The organism is Bradyrhizobium sp. 147 (assembly GCF_023073935.1).
Classification (GTDB): Bacteria; Pseudomonadota; Alphaproteobacteria; order Rhizobiales; family Xanthobacteraceae; genus Bradyrhizobium.
This window is the reverse complement of record NZ_JADPKL010000140.1, coordinates 52976-67541: the sequence shown is the minus strand read 5'-3', so window position 1 is coordinate 67541 and position 14566 is coordinate 52976. Positions and strand designations below refer to the sequence as shown.

Genomic DNA, 14566 nt, shown 5'->3' with positions numbered 1-14566 from the left:
TCGCTTTCTCTTGCGCTGCCTTATTGCTTTGACGTACTTCCGGTCTAGCAAACGCCCAGCGCCGACAAACCGCCAAGAAGCCGAGAAGAAATCGAGATGTCGATGACAGCGGACGAGCTCGCCAAGAGACAGGCCATCATCGACGCCTGCCGCCGCATGAATGCGCTCGGTATCAACCAGGGCACCTCGGGTAATATCAGCATCCGGCATGTGGACGGGCTTCTGGTCACCCCGACCAGCGTGCCCTATGACGCTATGACGCCGGACCAGATCGTGTTCATGGCGATGGACGGCTCGCATGCTCCTGGGCAGAAGCCGTCCAGCGAGTGGCGCTTCCATCGCGACATCCTGAAGTCCCGGCCCGACGTCAACGCCGTCGTGCACGCCCATCCGACCTATTGCACCATCCTGGCGATCATGGGCATGGAGATCCCGCCGGTGCACTACATGATCGCGGCCGCCGGTGGCGACAGCATCCGCTGCGCGCCCTATGCCACTTTCGGCACCGTGGAGCTGTCCGAACATGCGGTGCGGGCGCTGGAGGGCCGGCTTGCCTGCCTGCTCGACCATCACGGCATGATCGCGATCGGCAAGACGCTGGACAAGGCGATGTGGCTCGCCGTCGAGGTCGAGACACTTGCGCGGCAATATCACGGCTGTCTCCAGATCGGACAACCGCCGCTGCTGCCGAGCGCCGAGATCGAACGGGTCCGCCAGCGCATGGCAGGCTACGGCCTGTCGGAAGAATAGGGCGGGCAGAAAGTGTTCGTGCGGATCAGACATCTCGTCGATCGCAAGGGGACGAACCGCACCATGGTTCGGCTGCGTGCCCTGCTGCGCAGCAACGAGTTCTACCTGATCCCGCTCGCGCTGGTGATCGGCACGCTCGCGGGCGCGATCGTGACGCTGATGGCCGAGATCGCCCAGATCGCGCACGTCGTGATCTACGGCATCCCCGTCGATGTCCGCCTCTCGTCCAATGCGAGCGTCAGTCCCTGGGCGGCGCTGATCGCGCCTGCACTCGGCGGGCTCGCGCTCGGCATTATGGAATGGTCGCGGCGGCGCATGAAGATCTCGAATGCGGTCGACCCGATCGAGGCAAACGCACTGCGCGGCGGTAATCTGTCGATGCGGGACAGCTTGGTGGTGTCGAGCCAGACTCTGATCTCCAACGGCTGCGGCGCCTCGGTCGGCCTCGAAGCCGGCTATACCCAGATCGGCTCCGGCATCGCCTCGCTGCTCGGCAAGTTCTTCAATCTCCGCCGCAACGATCTGCGCCTGATGGTCGGTTGCGGCGCTGCCGCCGCAATCGCGGCGGCGTTCGGCGCGCCGATCACCGGCGCCTTCTACGCCTGCGAGCTGATCGTCGGCGTCTATTCGGTCGGTAGCGCTGCTCCGATCCTGGCGGCCTCGCTCGCCGGCGCCCTGACCGCGCAATGGCTGGGGGGCGCGCCGTACTCGCTGGAGATACCGAAGGTCAGCGCCGTCGGCGTCGAGCAGTACCTCGCCCTGATCGGACTTGCGCTCGTCACCAGCGGCGTCGGCATCGCCGTGATGCGCTCCTCGCCGACGTTCGAGCGCCTGTTCGCGTGGATGCCGGTCTGGCTGCGTCCGGTGATCGGCGGCCTCATCGTCGGCGGCTTCGCGATTGTCACGCCGCAGGTGCTCGCAGCCGGCCACGGCGCCATGGTGCTCGATCTCTTTCATGACATGACGATCGGCCTGATCGCACTGATCATCGCCCTGAAGGTGACAGCCTGCCTGATCTCGCTCGCCTCGGGCTTCCGGGGCGGCCTGTTCTTCGCCTCGCTGTTCGTCGGCAGCCTGATCGGCAAGTTCTTTGCCGCGGTGCTCCTCTTGATCAGTCCGAACTTCGTGATCGATCCGCTGGTCGCGATGCTGACCGGCATGGCGACGCTTGGCGTCGCCATCGTCGGCGGTCCCTTGACGATGTCGTTCCTGGTGCTGGAGATGACCCGCAATGTCGACGTCACCGCCGTGGTGCTGGCCGGCTGCATCGTCACCTCGATCTGCGTCCGCTTCATGTTCGGCCATTCTTTCTCGACCTGGCGCCTGCATCTGCGTGGCGAGACCATCCGCAGCGCCAACGACGTCGGCTGGCTGCGCAACCTCACCGTCGAGCGCTTGATGCGTTCCGACGTCGGCAAGGTGCCGTCGACCACGACGATCGCGGCCGTGCGCCGCGAATTCGCGCTGGGGTCACGGCCCGGAATCGTCGTCGTCAACAATGCCGACGAATATGTCGGCCTCGTCATGCTGCCCGACTTGTTCTCCAACGACCTCGACACCATCGCCGACGACATCCAGGTGGTCGAGCTGGCGCGCCTGACCGATATCGTGCTGATCCCGGAAATGAACGTGAAGTCGGCGATGGCGGTGTTCGACGAGGCGGAAGCCGAGATGCTGGCGGTGGTTGATTCCACCGACAGCCGCAAGGTGGTCGGCTTCCTCACCGAGACCTTTGCCCGCCGCCGCTATGTCGAGGAAATCGACAAGGCGACGCGCGGGGTTTTGGGGGCGCTGTCGTAGTCTATTGGCCTTGTCGAGGTGGCGAGGCGACGAGGCAGGCTACGATCCGGCGGACCAGTGGCAGCACCACGAGCAGCGTCGGAAACGCGACGAGCCATGACAGCGCCCAGGCGCCGGGCCAGGTTGCCAGGAACGCCGGCGTTGCGCCGAGGCTCCGCAGCGTCGAAATGACCGACACCACCGCCGTCATGAGGACGGACAGCACAAAGGGCATTACGATCGGCGCATAGCGCGCCGGCAGTTTGCGAACCGCAATCATCTGATTTCTTTCGAGGAAAAGGACGCGTCGATCACGTTGAACCCTTAGATGGCATCGATCCCGACGGCGTCGGTTGATGCGTTGGTTCACGTCAAACGCTTACGGCGACCGAAAAACGGCGCGGCTGTTCATTATCCGCTCAGGTTGGATGGTTCAAGCTGGACGTAGTCGTTCGGTTTACAATCGTTCAAAGCGTGGCAGATCGCCGCGATCAGGAAACCATTTCAGTGGTTTGCGCGTTACGTGTCGTTTGCTTATGGCTCTTTGGGCGAGAACAGAGGAAGGTCAAAATGAGCATTAGACCCATGATTCCCGCAGCCGGCCGCAGCGCGCTCGTCGCCGCGTTCGCAAGTCTCGCCCTGATCGCAGTCTCCGCCTCGCCATCCGTGGCCGCTTCGGCCGGGGCACCGCCCGCCAGGGCAGACGTCGCTGGCCAGGCCGTGTCGGGCGCCACCGATTTCAGCGCCGCTCGCCGTCATCGCTATTACCGGCGCGGCCCGAACGCAGCGGGCCTCGCCTTCATGGGCGCGGCGGCAGGCCTGATCGGAGGAGCAATCGCCGAGAGCCAGCGCCGCGAATACTATGAGAACCGCTATTATTATGGCCCTGGTCCTTACTACGGCGGCCCGGGTTATTACGGCGGCGGTCCTTATTACGGTCCGCGCTACTATTCCCAGCCATATTAAGCGATCGTTTTCGCCATAGGCCGCGGGTGCGATCGGCACGTCCATCGGTCAAATCTGCGGCAAGCTTCTGGAACGCGCGAAGAAGGGGCGGTGCTTTGCACCGCCCCTTTGTTGTTTCGGGTCTCGGCTCTCCCGGCCGTCTCATGTGTCGCCTGCCTGTCAATCCCCTCGCGCAAAAATATTCCGCTTTACCCGAAATTCGGAAATGACGTATGTATCGCCCATCCCGGCTCATCCGAGAGGGGCGATCATGTGTCGTGATGATCGCGGAGCCGGGCTTGCGGTGGACGCGGCAGCGTCGGGCGCGAGAGGCCAAGGGCAGGGCGGATTGCTCTCCGTGAGCCCTTGAGCTTCGCCACGGCGCTGTCAGGTTCGTCGCGCCAGCATGTCGATGGCAAGGTGCACAACGCCGTCGAACCCTGCGGCGCAGGCGAGTCGCGCGTACGGCAAAACCGTGTGGTCCTGGCCGTCGTTGCTACGGTCAAGCTCTTGCGGATGCGGCATTGGCGTCAACCGGCGCGGTGTCGGTGACTTCCACGAGGGCGAGGGAGGCCAGAACGAATTCGGCTCCCAGGAGAGCGCGGCATAAGCCGTAAAACCACTGCGCAGGGCTTCGCAGGTGCCAAAAACAACAGATAAATCAATGCGCCACGGTTGAAGTGTCCCCCGTTGTGTCCCGATCCGCCGTCTCGAAAAAAATCAACAGGAATGAGCGGCATCTTAGGTCGTTCTTGCCTCGTTCACTAGCCGCGCCTGTATTCAACGTCGGTTACCGTAGTTCTCCGAGGTTCGGAACAGATCTCGAACAAAGCGAGCGTTCGCCAGCTCTCACAACCGTGAGGGAAAGAGGAAGGCCAGACCCTGCGGATTTGGGCGACAGCTGGCAGTTTGGACAAACCCACGGATCGGATGCTGCACGAGTTCATTCACAACGATGCGCTTCCGATAGTCGGGAAGATTACGCCAGTAAAGGTCGGTGGGGTTCTGAACGCCCGCCGTCGAAAGTATTGAGCGCACCCAACCGTTGATGTCGCCGCCGTACTTCGCGCGAACAACGACGGCACTCAAGCAAAGCCATTCCGTGGCGCCTGTCGGATCAATCGGGCGCACGGTCTTCAGTCCGGGATCGCCCGCTTAATCGATAAAGGCGATGTAATACAGGAATATCGCTCGACACAATGGGAAACCGAAATATCAACCGAAGAAAGTTGCGACAGGAAGATTGATCCCCGGAAATTGCGGGGGCTTCTGCCGAACCCGTGCCAGTGAGTCCGCATGGCTGAGGAGGGCCGGACTGGCTGCGCTCTACATCATGACGCTGCCCAAGGTGGTGCACGGCGCTCCGGAGTGGCAGGCGTCGATGGAGGACTTGCTTCTGGGGGCCGAGCGCGGCCGGCCCATCACGTTGGCCCGATCATCACCGCCGCTTGATCGTCGAAAAATCCGGCCGCACCTCCGCGCCACGCCTGCCGCGCGCCCCACACACCGGCCTTCAATGTCCGATCGGCGGATGTCGTCCGCCATGCCGCGATTCATCTGACGTGGTGGCGCGTCAGTTCAGAGCATCAATCGTTCGTTGCAGCCGGGCGATGGTCTTCTCTTCGGCTTCGATCTGGCGGGTCGCGTCAATGCGCAGTGATGGCGCATCGTCGGGCGCTCCGGCTTCTAAGCGCCGGATGCGGTCACGGGACAGTTCGATGATTTGTTGAAGCTGCTCTTTCCAGTCAGCGGACATAGCTGCAACGCCCACGCGAAACAATTCGGCTTCAGCGTCATATCTAGTGGTTAACAAGATATTCTTTTTGAGGGGCACGCCCATCCGGAAGAATACCGGACCCATGTGTGACACGGCGCCGCGCGCGTAAAACGAAAGGGGCCGCCTCGCAGCGACCCCTTGCCGGTTCGAAATCGGGTTCGGGATAAAATGGCCGCCCCGGCAAAGCGGACCTTGGCTTCTACAGCAACCGGGTAATTCGGGAGAACACCGGAAGCAGGGCTGTTCTTGCCTCCAACAAAAAGAACATGCGCCGGTATCGAACGTGCGGGCCGAGAGCGCTCGATCAAAGCAGTGGTTTTGTTCACGTAGGTGTGGCGGAATTCGGTAAAGGCCGCCGGAATGAACCCAAGGGTCAGTTGTCTGGAAAACACAAAAAGTCGCGCCGACAGAAAATGGGCGCGACTTTTCTCGACACCAAACTCGATCGGGAACGAGCGTTTACTTACTTCTCTTTGATGACAGTCGTACTGCTGCTACTGCCAACTGTCCCTTCCTCGCAGACTTTGGTCTGCTTGATGCGGTCTTCGGCTTCCACGCGGCTCTTGAACGCCATCGGACCGATCTGAGTTACGACCTCCTTGTCCGCCGGGCGTGTGGTGGTAACTGTGCATTGGCGGCTCGGACCTTGCACGACATAGTACTCATCGGCCAGTGCTGGGGCGGCGCATCCGATGATCAATGCGCCAGCAAGAAGAAGTGGTGCCTTCATTGTCGCCTCTCTCTGTTCAAGTGCTGCCGACCGGCGCGATCAAGAAACCGTCACGTGCTACCCCGCACGCGACCGCTCATGCTCCATCGTGTCGGCGGCTCTGTAACTAATTGCGGACTGCAAGAGTTCCGGAAGGCCACGTCCTCACCGAGGCCGACCTGCAGCATGGGTCTTACTTCTTCTTTAGAATGCCAATATCGGTGTTGCCCAAGTTCTCTATGGCGCGTTCGGCGGCGGGCGTATCCACCGCGTTGTCGTGGGAAGTTGGAGCCGGACTAACCGACGAAGCATCCGCGTCGCCGGTCGCTGCGTGGCTGAGCGCGTTGCCGAGGTTGGGACCGGAGGAGCCTCCAGTGCCGCTTATGGTGTGCCCGGTTGATAAGGTGCTGCCCGCATAGCCTTTAGAGCCGGCAGCCGCAGTTCCACTCGCCGCCGAGCCGCCGCTGCTCGATCCACCCGCACTCTGCGCCAAGGCGAGCGAAGAGCCGCCAACGAGTAAGATCAAGATGACGGCGATTTCGTTCATTGAGCGGTCCTCTAATATAACCGCTCAATGTGCTGCACCTCCGATGGTTCCAGCAGCGCCTACCGCTCCCCCGGCCACCGATGCGACGGCGGATCACTCGCCGAAATCTTTGTCGGCCGCAGCGCAACCAGATGGCTCCGCTTGTACGGATAACCGCGCACCTCCGAACAGTCCTTACATCGCATATACCGCTCCAGATCGTGGATCGGCGTCGTCTTCGGCCGCCGCACGACATCGAGCGCGACGGTCTGATGGGTGTCGCAGCCGAGGCACTTCACTTCCAGATACGTGAAGCCTGCGTTGAGAGCGTCACCGAGCGCTGGGGATGGCTGGGCCGGTCCCTGGAAGGCAAGCACGCGTTTGTTCCAGGCTTCGCAGGCGAGCCGGTCGGCTACCTTGCGCGCCTCCGCCGCCCGCTCAGCCGATGCCCGGACTGAACCGCCATAGATCCTCTCTCGGGACTTGCTACCCATGCGCTTATGAAAGAGCGGCGGCGGCTGAAACGCCAATTGTCAATCTGTTGGGGAGGCTCCCGGAGCGGCACACTGCGTGTCGTGGGTGTGGATAGAAGGGCATGTGGTGGACGACCATCTTGGGCGGCAACGTGCTGGGCATAGTCAACTGGGGCGACTCAGCATATCGACAGTCCCATGAAGTATGTCGACAAGCGTCCTTACGCAGACCCTGAAACCCCTGAAACTGCCGCCCGCAAGCTCGTCGAACTCGCCGCCACCATCGACCCCGTCCAAGATGGCCGCATCCCTATCGAAAAGATCAACGCGCCCTTCATGTACCAACACGGCAGCAGCGGCCCGGAGTTCGGCGCCGGCATCAAGATGGCGGTCGAGCGGCGGCTGGCTCGAACTGCACGAGAGCGGCACCTATGTGCGGCTAATCAAGAAAGAGACCGCCAACTGAGGCGGCCTTACAATTGAGAAACCAACAAGGTAACGCACGCGATCAGTGTTGCTGTACTGAACGTCACAACCACGAGAGCCTGTTCACTGCGGGCTTGCAGCTCTTTGTCATCCATATGGCTCAACTCCCGTTCGCGTCCTCGGTTTCAGGTCGGCGGTCTTGGGCCCGTCGAATTCAGCCACTCGAACATGTGGGAGGCTGCTTCGTCCAAACTGGCCTTTCGCAGGATGACGTCGCGTTCATGCCCTGGCGGTAGCTTTTCGGCTTGTGCTCGCAATCGCTTCGCCTCGTCGGCAAAGCGCTCTTCAGCGGTCGTAATGTGGGCAGGTTGCTTCATGGCACGCTGCTTTCCCCTTTTGCAGGCGGGAGCGCGATTGGTCTCTCAGCCACCGACGCCTACCGGAATGCCCCCGGGCGATGATGATGGAACAACATCGCCATTTCAGACGAGTTCCAATGTCCAGCAACGGGCTTAGGGTCGCGGTTAGAAGGTCCCCCGCCCCCTTCATTGTATGTTAAGCTACTGATTCATTCTTTTTGGGCCATTGGGTGAGCCGGGACACACGCATCGAGCAGCCCAGCAGATTGAGCTAGTCGCCGCACTGATCTGTGAAGGAAAGAATGCAGCCCCTGCGCTTGCCCAACTGGAGGTGAGGACCAGGGAACTAGTTCTGTTGGAACATCTCCTCTCGAAATCCCCGACTGCGACTGCGAGCGGCGAGGTCCGCCGGGCACCTCCGGGGGATGCGCTTGGTTGTGACTTCGTCATGGTGACGAAGTGCACGAGCATTACCATCATCACGATGCCTACGACCGAAATGACGACTGAGGCTGCTCCATGGAAGTTCGTCGGCGGATGCTTATCTGCGCCCTATGCCTCATACCTTTGAGTTCTGCCTGCCGACGAAGGGCATTGCGGTCCCGAACGGCCTCGATTGGCTTCATGAAGTAAAATACGATGGCTACCGCCTCCGCTTGGAGCGCGATAGAGACCGCGTGCGCCTGATCACGCGCGGAGGCTACAATTGGGCCAGCCGTTATCCATGGATCCTTGGAAGCCGCTCGTAAGGTCCGCCAGAAGCACTTCGTCCTCGACGGCGAAGCGGTCGTTCTCGGCACCCATGGCGTCTCTGATTTCAACGCACTTCACTCGCACAAGCACGATCATGAAGTCCATTTCTGCGCCTTGATATTCTCGCCGATCGCGGCGACGACCTCCGCATACTCCCTATGTCGATGAGGAAGGCGAACTTGGAGCGCCTGCTGGCGCGCCGTCCTGAAGGTGTGTTCGTCAATCCCTTCGAGCGCGGTGACTTGGGGCCTGATCTGTTTCGGGCCGGGCAACATGGGTCTTGAGGGGCTGGACTGGTGTCAAAGAGAAGAGATCGCCCTTATCAAGCAGGGCGGAGCAAGCATTGGGTAAAGGTAAAAAACCGTAGCCATCCAGCGATGGAGCGGGAGGCGGAGCGGCAGGTCCGATCTGCCACTAACAGCTGATCTCAACGGCCGATTGAACCACTTCGCCTTCGGGCTACCAGGCGACATCCAGCGAGGCGGCCTCAGTTGGCCCTTTAGTGCGTCCACTTGGGATCGTCCTCGTGTTCGAGGGCTTCAGCCAACTTCGTCCAGTCGTCAGATAGGTCCAGCCACGCAGCTTCATCGAAGTCGCTTCGTGCGTACCTCGCATTCAAGCGGCATTGTTCCGCTCTCTTGCGGCATCTCTCCACCAACTTTTTTCGCACAAAACAATTCTTAAGTCGGCGGTTTGAGGCCGGGCGAATTAAGCCACTCGGTCATATGCATGGCAGTTTCATCCTGCCGGGCCTTCCGCAGCACCGCGTCCCGTGTGGGACCAGGCGGAAGCGATGCGGCCACCATGCGCAGCTCCTTTGCTTCTTTAGCTAGGCGCTCTTCGGGCCAACAGCCGACCTGCGACACCGTTCGCTTCTTCTTAAGCAATCCGCTGTGGCAGCTCAATTGAACGTCGTTGCCCTCCACGAACAGCAGCTGATCGTTTACCCCGGCGTCATACCTTTGCTCTTGATCACCGATATGGCGTCCGGCGTTTTCAGGTAGTCGATGAACGCCTTCGCGGCTGCGGCTTCCTTCGTGCTCGCACCGAGCGCGGCCGTGAATACCACATCCTGCTGCAAGTCAGTAGGGAACCGCCCAACCACGTCGAGATCGGGCACCGTCAAGACGTTCATCAGGAAGAGCGCGAGTTCAGCCTCGCCCTTGGCGACCACAGCGACGACCTGTGCCGGCGTCGGCTGCGCTTTCATCTTGGCTTTCATCCGCTCGGCGATGCCGAGGCGATCGAATACCTTCGCGATTGAATAGCCAGTTGCGCTTTCCGGAATTGAGGCGACCGATTCCGCCTTGAGCAAGGCAGCCTTTAACGCGTCGGGCGTGGAGATGTCCGGCTTCGGCGCACCGGCGCGAACCGCGACACCGAGGCCGACACGAGCTATGTCCAGCGTTGGCCCGGCTGCGAAGTGTGATCGCGCGGCGGCGTCCCTCATCACCTGACCGGTACGACGCCGACATCGAACGGCTTGCCGGAGGTCGCTTCCTTGATCAGGTTTGGGGTGGTGCCGAAGAAGATATCAAGCTTGTGGCCTGAGGTGTGCTCGAACTTCGGCTTGAGACCCACCCACACCGCTGCCATGGCGCCGCCGCCCAGAACCCTCAACTCAGCTGCGGTCGCAGCCGATGAGAGCATCATACCGGCGAAGATGCCCACTGCCGCGAAAGAAAACGTCCTCATGTGCCCCCACAGGTTAATATGAACTGAGCGTTTGATCGCACGTGGAACGCTACACTGTTCCAGGTCCAACGCCTAATGTCTCAGATGGGTCAACCTCTGCCGTCATCGCTCAGAATTGCCGCTTCTGGTCCTACCCGAAGAGCCGACCTGACGTTGGCCACCGGAAATCGCCCGCTAAGGCGCTGCGGCGCGTTTCCATGCGGTCCGGAGCGTCATGCCGTTTGGTGTGCGGGGATTATCGAACTTCAGTTCGTCAGATGACAACAGCGTAATCGTTCTCTTTTGATCAGGAATAGCTGCAACGTTCGCGTAAGTACTGGCGGCAAGGTTAACGATCATCACCTTGCTCTGCTCATCAATCGAGTAAGTGCCGTAATAAGCAATGCTTGACGCCACGATGCTCTGAGCTTCTTCGGGCGTAGCCTTGGTGCGGTCGTTCGCGGCAATCTTTGGGAGTTCAGCGCGTGATTGGAACAGAGAGAAGTGGCCGTCATTCGAGAAGATAACCATGCCTTTTGGGGTCGGGCCGAACGGCTCTCCTTTTTCTTTTTCGCCATTATCCATTTCACTCGTGACAGACACCAGGGACCATGCCCCGACAATCGCATTTTTAGGCGATTTCTGCTGCCCAAAAGCGGTCCCCGACAGAACGAAGCCAAGCGCAACGATGACAAGAAGCCCCTTCATCGCAATCTCTCCGTTGTAAATGTACCCATTGTGAGCCCGAGGCAGCACCAAGGCAAGGTCCACGAGGTCTGTTGTGGGTCAAACCGCGAAGAACTCGAGATGAGCAAATCTGGTCCGCCCTGCCTCGCTGAGCAGACATTATCCGGCGGGCCGCTGCATCCAAAAAATGCGAAGACCTCAACCTGAGAAAGTCCGCCTGATCTGATTAGCAACAAAGCGTCAGCCGCATAGTTGAGCCGAAATCTCTCGGAGGATGAGCCATGCGTGTGTCAGCAATAGCGACCCTTATGTTCCTTTCTTCTGGTTTTGTTTCCGGCTTCGCCTTTGCCCAACAGCCGGAATCCGCGCCGGGATCGAACGAAGTCCAAACTACTCCTCTCCAGCAAACTACACCTGTCCAGCCAGAACGTACACCACAGCAGTCTGAACAAGCGCGGGAGCAGGATCGTAAAAGCGCCGAAGACACTCGTATCAGGCGAGACTGGAGGACGCAGCAGCGGGATGACGATCGCATGGACGTAGATCGCATGCGTCAGCGGCACATGGGACGCATGATGGAAGACACGGATCATCGCACCACAGGCGGCAACACAAGAATGCAGCGCGACGATGAGGATATGGACCGTCGCTGGCGATACCGCGACGATGATCGCCCGCGTCGCCGGGTCAAGGTCTGCTTTGAATATGAAAACGGCGATGAATTATGCCGCTACCGGGACTAGGACAGCTTGCGCCCGATAGCACCGCCCGGACAGCTTTCCGGCCTTTCAATGGCTCAGAAAGTGCTGGTCCGAATATGCGCTGGAACATGTCAGTCAGTCTCACGCTCGACCAGCACATCGACTGTGCGACGGGGTCGTCGGATGTTTCGCCGCACCGACAACAGGCGAACTCCTTCTTTGATTGCGCGTTAGAGCGAAGCCCTGAACAGAAGGAGGCCCACATGGACTGGAACCGCGTGGAAGGAAATTGGAAGCAGGTCAAAGGCAAGGTGAAGGAGCAGTGGGGCAAACTCACCGACGATGACTTAGATACCATCGATGGAAAGCAAGATCAGCTCGAAGGTAAACTCCAGCAGCGTTACGGCTACCAGAAAGATCAAGCCAAAAAGGAACTCAACGACTGGTTTGGTCGTCAGAAGTGGTAGAAAGACTTACGCCCGCCGGTCTCGGCGGGCTTCTTTTCTTCTACGCCTCGCCTCACAGCTCTTGGCGTCCGTTCTTCATTTGGTGAAACTCGCAGCAGACAACTCGCGCTTGCGCCAATCCTCACGGCGGCGGCGCTCAATGTAGGTCGGGTTGCCGGCCACAACGTCGCGGATAATCTTGTCGATCTCGGTACCGCTGAGCGTGCGCTTGATCCTCAAGACGGTGGAAACAACCATCAGAATGTCGCCGTAGGGCATCAGCAAGTCACGTGCAGCAATCTCGCAGTGCGCGATGAAGGTCTGAATTGCTTCGTCGCTTTTGCAGATCAAAAGAGCCAGCTCACGGGCTTGCCGCAGATCATCAACAGCGGACCGACCGTCAACATCACCCAACAGCACGAGCTCGGCGGCCCGCCCGGCCAGTAGCTCGGTGCAATGGTCGTATACGCTGGCAAACACATCCCCACCGAACGGCGGTCCTCGCCCGGCTCGGGCATCATGGGAGCGATTGCCTTCCGCACGTCTGAAGCATCGCCGCGAGCTGCTGCGTATGCCTCGGCATGACCAACGCCCCAGCACATGCCTTCAGACCCACGGACGGGATCAGGATTGACGGTCACGCCCCCAACAGGGTGACCGAGCACCCGCGCACAAATGGCGTGCCCAGCTTCGTGGATGGCGATCCGTTGATCCTGCTCCTCCGTCCGGCCGAGCTGCTTGAGCAGATCGTCGTACTCGGCGTTCTCCTCCTCTGATTGATCAATCATGACAAAGCCTCGCGGCCCGCGCCATCCAACCCAATGGCGCGGGCCGCATCGACGTCCGAACCAGAACCGCGCAGACGACAAGCGCGGCCATCCAGCCGGAGCAGCGGATCAGGAATGATATTCATCTAAGCTTTCCGCGCGAGCTTGAAGCGCCGCTCGCGCGCCTTCATGACCCTCTTGGCGAATTCATATTCATGCTGGCGCAGGAGCATGCGGCGGCGAATGCGCTCAACTTCGCCGTGGCAGCCCAAGGCTGCGTCGAACATCGCATCGGCGACAGCACGAGGCATCTCGCCTTCGCGATTGACCACATAACCATCCAGTCTGTGGGTGATGCGGTGCGACTCAAAATCCGGAGGCAGGAACTTCTTGCGCATGGCTAGACCCGCCTCACGCTGATCTGGCCGGTGCGCGCTTCAGCGCTCCGGTCGATCACGGTGAAATTGGCTGCGCGCATCACCGGGTCAGTTTCAACCTGCGGCATGGCGTCAAGATCGACGACATCGGCCGCCTGCGGACTGAAGTCGCCACCCCGAGTACCACGGAGCTGAGCGCGACGTGGATCGGTGACCGGGACCGCGATGCCCATGCCCAACGCGCGCTGTGCCGTCGCCACCGGCATGGTGGCGTCTTCCCATTGGCCGGCGAAGTGCGATCGGCCGTCGTGCTCACGGAACTTCGCGGACTTCAGCATGAACACCGTCTGCGTCGGCGGCGCCGGCTCAGCCGCCGCGATCGGCGTGTCAGCGGGCTTGGCCGCGGGGATCGGCGCGGCGCCCTCGCGGATCGGGCCCACCATCCCGCGCAGTTCGGCGAGAGCGAAGCCGGCAGCGACTTCGACCTGCGTGGTCGTGTTGCTGACGAAGCGGGCCATTGCGCCGCTCTCGAAATGAAAGTGAAGTTTCTCCAGGGCATCGACCAAGCGCTGAGCAGCCGACAGATGGTCCGGCAGTGCTCGCTCGACCGCATCGAGGTCGCGCGCCAGCTTGTCGCTCGCGGCCTTGCGTTCGACGGCCGCGCGCTCGGCTGTGATGTTGTCTTCGATCTCGACGATCTTCGCCTGCTGTGCAGCGATCGCCTTGGCGAAGTTGTCGCGCGTCAATGCGCATGCTGCGACCGTAGCCTCCAGCTTGTTGCGGGCCTTTTCGTCGGCATCGAGGTCTGCTTCCAGCAAATGCTGCTGGAGCTTCGCTTCAGCGTCAACGGAGGCCGCCTCAGCAGCTTTATGACGGCTGTGAAGAGCCGCGGCGCGAGCACGCAAGCCCACGAGTTCGTGTTCCAATTTTTCCATCAGGGATTTTCGTCGAAAGAGTTAGGGCGCTTCGAATTGTCACTTCGGCGTACGAAGTAGGTAAAACAGGGCGCTATTCCCTTCTATCTGAGCCGTTTCCCGCGAAGTCTCATGGCCGCTCATCAGCAAGGCGTCGTCTTCCCAAACCTGCCACTCCCACTTCTGCGGGAGAAGAGCGTCCAGCCTCACCTCAAGCATGCGCCTCGCGGGAATTCTGTGGGCCATACAGCGTATATCCGCTCTCAATCACCGATATATGCTACTGGCCTTGCGGTGATGCCGAAACGCTAGCACGGCACCAATGGCATTGTCTGTATAGATCTTGTCCGCTTTCGAGTGGCAAAAGCACCATAGGGGCTCGGGCTATTCAGACAAGCAGGCAGACGAGATCGACTGATCGCGGTGTCATCACCGATAGATGCCCAGGGCCTTGCGGGGACAGGGTTTTTGTAACGCCTATGGCGGTACCGAATCTGAGCAAA

The 14566-nt window shown here is 60.6% G+C and carries 22 protein-coding genes; 6 read left to right on the top strand and 16 right to left on the bottom strand.

The window, feature by feature from the left end:
* Nucleotides 1–96 precede the first annotated feature (96 nt).
* Complete coding sequence (locus IVA87_RS32580) at nucleotides 97–750, top strand: L-fuculose-phosphate aldolase (protein ID WP_247301971.1); 654 nt, start codon at nucleotides 97–99, stop codon at nucleotides 748–750.
* Between the two features lie 12 nt (nucleotides 751–762).
* Nucleotides 763–2550: a chloride channel protein gene (locus IVA87_RS32575; protein WP_247337156.1), complete on the top strand. Its 1788-nt coding sequence runs from the start codon at nucleotides 763–765 to the stop codon at nucleotides 2548–2550.
* 1 nt (nucleotide 2551) lies between these two features.
* Here the strand turns inward: IVA87_RS32575 and IVA87_RS32570 are convergent, their stop codons facing one another.
* Nucleotides 2552–2809 carry a DUF2798 domain-containing protein gene (locus IVA87_RS32570; RefSeq protein ID WP_247280534.1) on the bottom strand — a complete coding sequence of 86 codons (258 nt, stop codon included), beginning with the start codon at nucleotides 2807–2809 and terminating at the stop codon, nucleotides 2552–2554.
* A gap of 290 nt (nucleotides 2810–3099) precedes the next feature.
* Here IVA87_RS32570 and IVA87_RS32565 point away from each other — a divergent pair, with 290 nt between their 5' ends.
* Nucleotides 3100–3495: a hypothetical protein gene (locus IVA87_RS32565; protein WP_247301965.1), complete on the top strand. Its 396-nt coding sequence runs from the start codon at nucleotides 3100–3102 to the stop codon at nucleotides 3493–3495.
* A gap of 828 nt (nucleotides 3496–4323) precedes the next feature.
* Here the strand turns inward: IVA87_RS32565 and IVA87_RS32560 are convergent.
* The 5 genes from IVA87_RS32560 to IVA87_RS32540 all read right to left on the bottom strand — a co-directional run bounded on the left by IVA87_RS32560 (nucleotide 4324) and on the right by IVA87_RS32540 (nucleotide 6980).
* Complete coding sequence (locus IVA87_RS32560) at nucleotides 4324–4563, bottom strand: hypothetical protein (protein ID WP_247301963.1); 240 nt, start codon at nucleotides 4561–4563, stop codon at nucleotides 4324–4326.
* 484 nt (nucleotides 4564–5047) lie between these two features.
* Nucleotides 5048–5335 carry a hypothetical protein gene (locus IVA87_RS32555; RefSeq protein ID WP_247301960.1) on the bottom strand — a complete coding sequence of 96 codons (288 nt, stop codon included), beginning with the start codon at nucleotides 5333–5335 and terminating at the stop codon, nucleotides 5048–5050.
* 379 nt (nucleotides 5336–5714) lie between these two features.
* Nucleotides 5715–5981: a hypothetical protein gene (locus tag IVA87_RS32550; protein WP_247301957.1), complete on the bottom strand. Its 267-nt coding sequence runs from the start codon at nucleotides 5979–5981 to the stop codon at nucleotides 5715–5717.
* Between the two features lie 172 nt (nucleotides 5982–6153).
* Nucleotides 6154–6507, bottom strand: a complete 354-nt coding sequence (locus IVA87_RS32545; RefSeq protein ID WP_247301955.1) for a hypothetical protein — start codon at nucleotides 6505–6507, stop codon at nucleotides 6154–6156.
* A gap of 59 nt (nucleotides 6508–6566) precedes the next feature.
* Nucleotides 6567–6980 (bottom strand): hypothetical protein, encoded by a 414-nt coding sequence (locus IVA87_RS32540; protein ID WP_247302296.1) that lies wholly within the window; start codon nucleotides 6978–6980, stop codon nucleotides 6567–6569.
* A 177-nt stretch (nucleotides 6981–7157) separates the two neighbouring features.
* On the opposite strand from IVA87_RS32540, the gene IVA87_RS32535 reads away from it, so the two are divergent.
* Nucleotides 7158–7442 carry a hypothetical protein gene (locus IVA87_RS32535; protein ID WP_346015898.1) on the top strand — a complete coding sequence of 95 codons (285 nt, stop codon included), beginning with the start codon at nucleotides 7158–7160 and terminating at the stop codon, nucleotides 7440–7442.
* Nucleotides 7443–7570: 128 nt separating this feature from the next.
* On the opposite strand, the gene IVA87_RS32530 is transcribed toward IVA87_RS32535, so the two are convergent.
* The 5 genes from IVA87_RS32530 to IVA87_RS32505 form a co-directional block, all read right to left on the bottom strand.
* On the bottom strand, nucleotides 7571–7762 hold the full coding sequence (locus IVA87_RS32530) for a hypothetical protein (RefSeq protein WP_247301950.1): 192 nt from the start codon (nucleotides 7760–7762) through the stop codon (nucleotides 7571–7573).
* A 1415-nt stretch (nucleotides 7763–9177) separates the two neighbouring features.
* On the bottom strand, nucleotides 9178–9363 hold the full coding sequence (locus IVA87_RS32520) for a hypothetical protein (RefSeq protein WP_247337324.1): 186 nt from the start codon (nucleotides 9361–9363) through the stop codon (nucleotides 9178–9180).
* A gap of 77 nt (nucleotides 9364–9440) precedes the next feature.
* Entirely contained in the window at nucleotides 9441–9947 is a 507-nt protein-coding gene (locus IVA87_RS32515) for a substrate-binding domain-containing protein (RefSeq protein ID WP_247337153.1), read from the bottom strand.
* The gene (locus tag IVA87_RS32510) at nucleotides 9947–10192 is read right to left on the bottom strand and encodes a substrate-binding domain-containing protein (protein WP_247337150.1); all 246 of its coding nucleotides are present in this window, start codon (nucleotides 10190–10192) and stop codon (nucleotides 9947–9949) included. The genes IVA87_RS32515 and IVA87_RS32510 overlap by 1 nt, the downstream gene beginning before the upstream one ends.
* Before the next feature lie 174 nt (nucleotides 10193–10366).
* Nucleotides 10367–10879 carry a lipocalin-like domain-containing protein gene (locus IVA87_RS32505; RefSeq protein WP_247337146.1) on the bottom strand — a complete coding sequence of 171 codons (513 nt, stop codon included), beginning with the start codon at nucleotides 10877–10879 and terminating at the stop codon, nucleotides 10367–10369.
* Nucleotides 10880–11139: 260 nt separating this feature from the next.
* Between IVA87_RS32505 and IVA87_RS32500 the strand changes: the two genes are divergently transcribed.
* Together IVA87_RS32500 and IVA87_RS32495 are read left to right on the top strand one after the other, a co-directional pair.
* Entirely contained in the window at nucleotides 11140–11601 is a 462-nt protein-coding gene (locus tag IVA87_RS32500; RefSeq protein WP_247337143.1) for a hypothetical protein, read from the top strand.
* Between the two features lie 221 nt (nucleotides 11602–11822).
* On the top strand, nucleotides 11823–12026 hold the full coding sequence (locus tag IVA87_RS32495) for a CsbD family protein (RefSeq protein WP_158670498.1): 204 nt from the start codon (nucleotides 11823–11825) through the stop codon (nucleotides 12024–12026).
* 75 nt (nucleotides 12027–12101) lie between these two features.
* On the opposite strand, the gene IVA87_RS32490 is transcribed toward IVA87_RS32495, so the two are convergent.
* The 5 genes from IVA87_RS32490 to IVA87_RS32475 are packed head-to-tail and all read right to left on the bottom strand — an operon-like array spanning nucleotide 12102 to nucleotide 14075.
* The gene (locus IVA87_RS32490) at nucleotides 12102–12356 is read right to left on the bottom strand and encodes a hypothetical protein (protein ID WP_247337140.1); all 255 of its coding nucleotides are present in this window, start codon (nucleotides 12354–12356) and stop codon (nucleotides 12102–12104) included.
* Complete coding sequence (locus IVA87_RS32485) at nucleotides 12353–12793, bottom strand: hypothetical protein (protein ID WP_247337135.1); 441 nt, start codon at nucleotides 12791–12793, stop codon at nucleotides 12353–12355. The genes IVA87_RS32490 and IVA87_RS32485 overlap by 4 nt, the downstream gene beginning before the upstream one ends.
* Entirely contained in the window at nucleotides 12790–12918 is a 129-nt protein-coding gene (locus tag IVA87_RS35210) for a hypothetical protein (RefSeq protein WP_256464614.1), read from the bottom strand. Before IVA87_RS35210 ends, IVA87_RS32485 begins: the two co-directional genes overlap by 4 nt.
* Nucleotides 12919–13170: a hypothetical protein gene (locus IVA87_RS32480; RefSeq protein WP_247337132.1), complete on the bottom strand. Its 252-nt coding sequence runs from the start codon at nucleotides 13168–13170 to the stop codon at nucleotides 12919–12921.
* A gap of 2 nt (nucleotides 13171–13172) precedes the next feature.
* Nucleotides 13173–14075: a hypothetical protein gene (locus IVA87_RS32475; protein WP_247337129.1), complete on the bottom strand. Its 903-nt coding sequence runs from the start codon at nucleotides 14073–14075 to the stop codon at nucleotides 13173–13175.
* Nucleotides 14076–14566 lie beyond the last annotated feature (491 nt).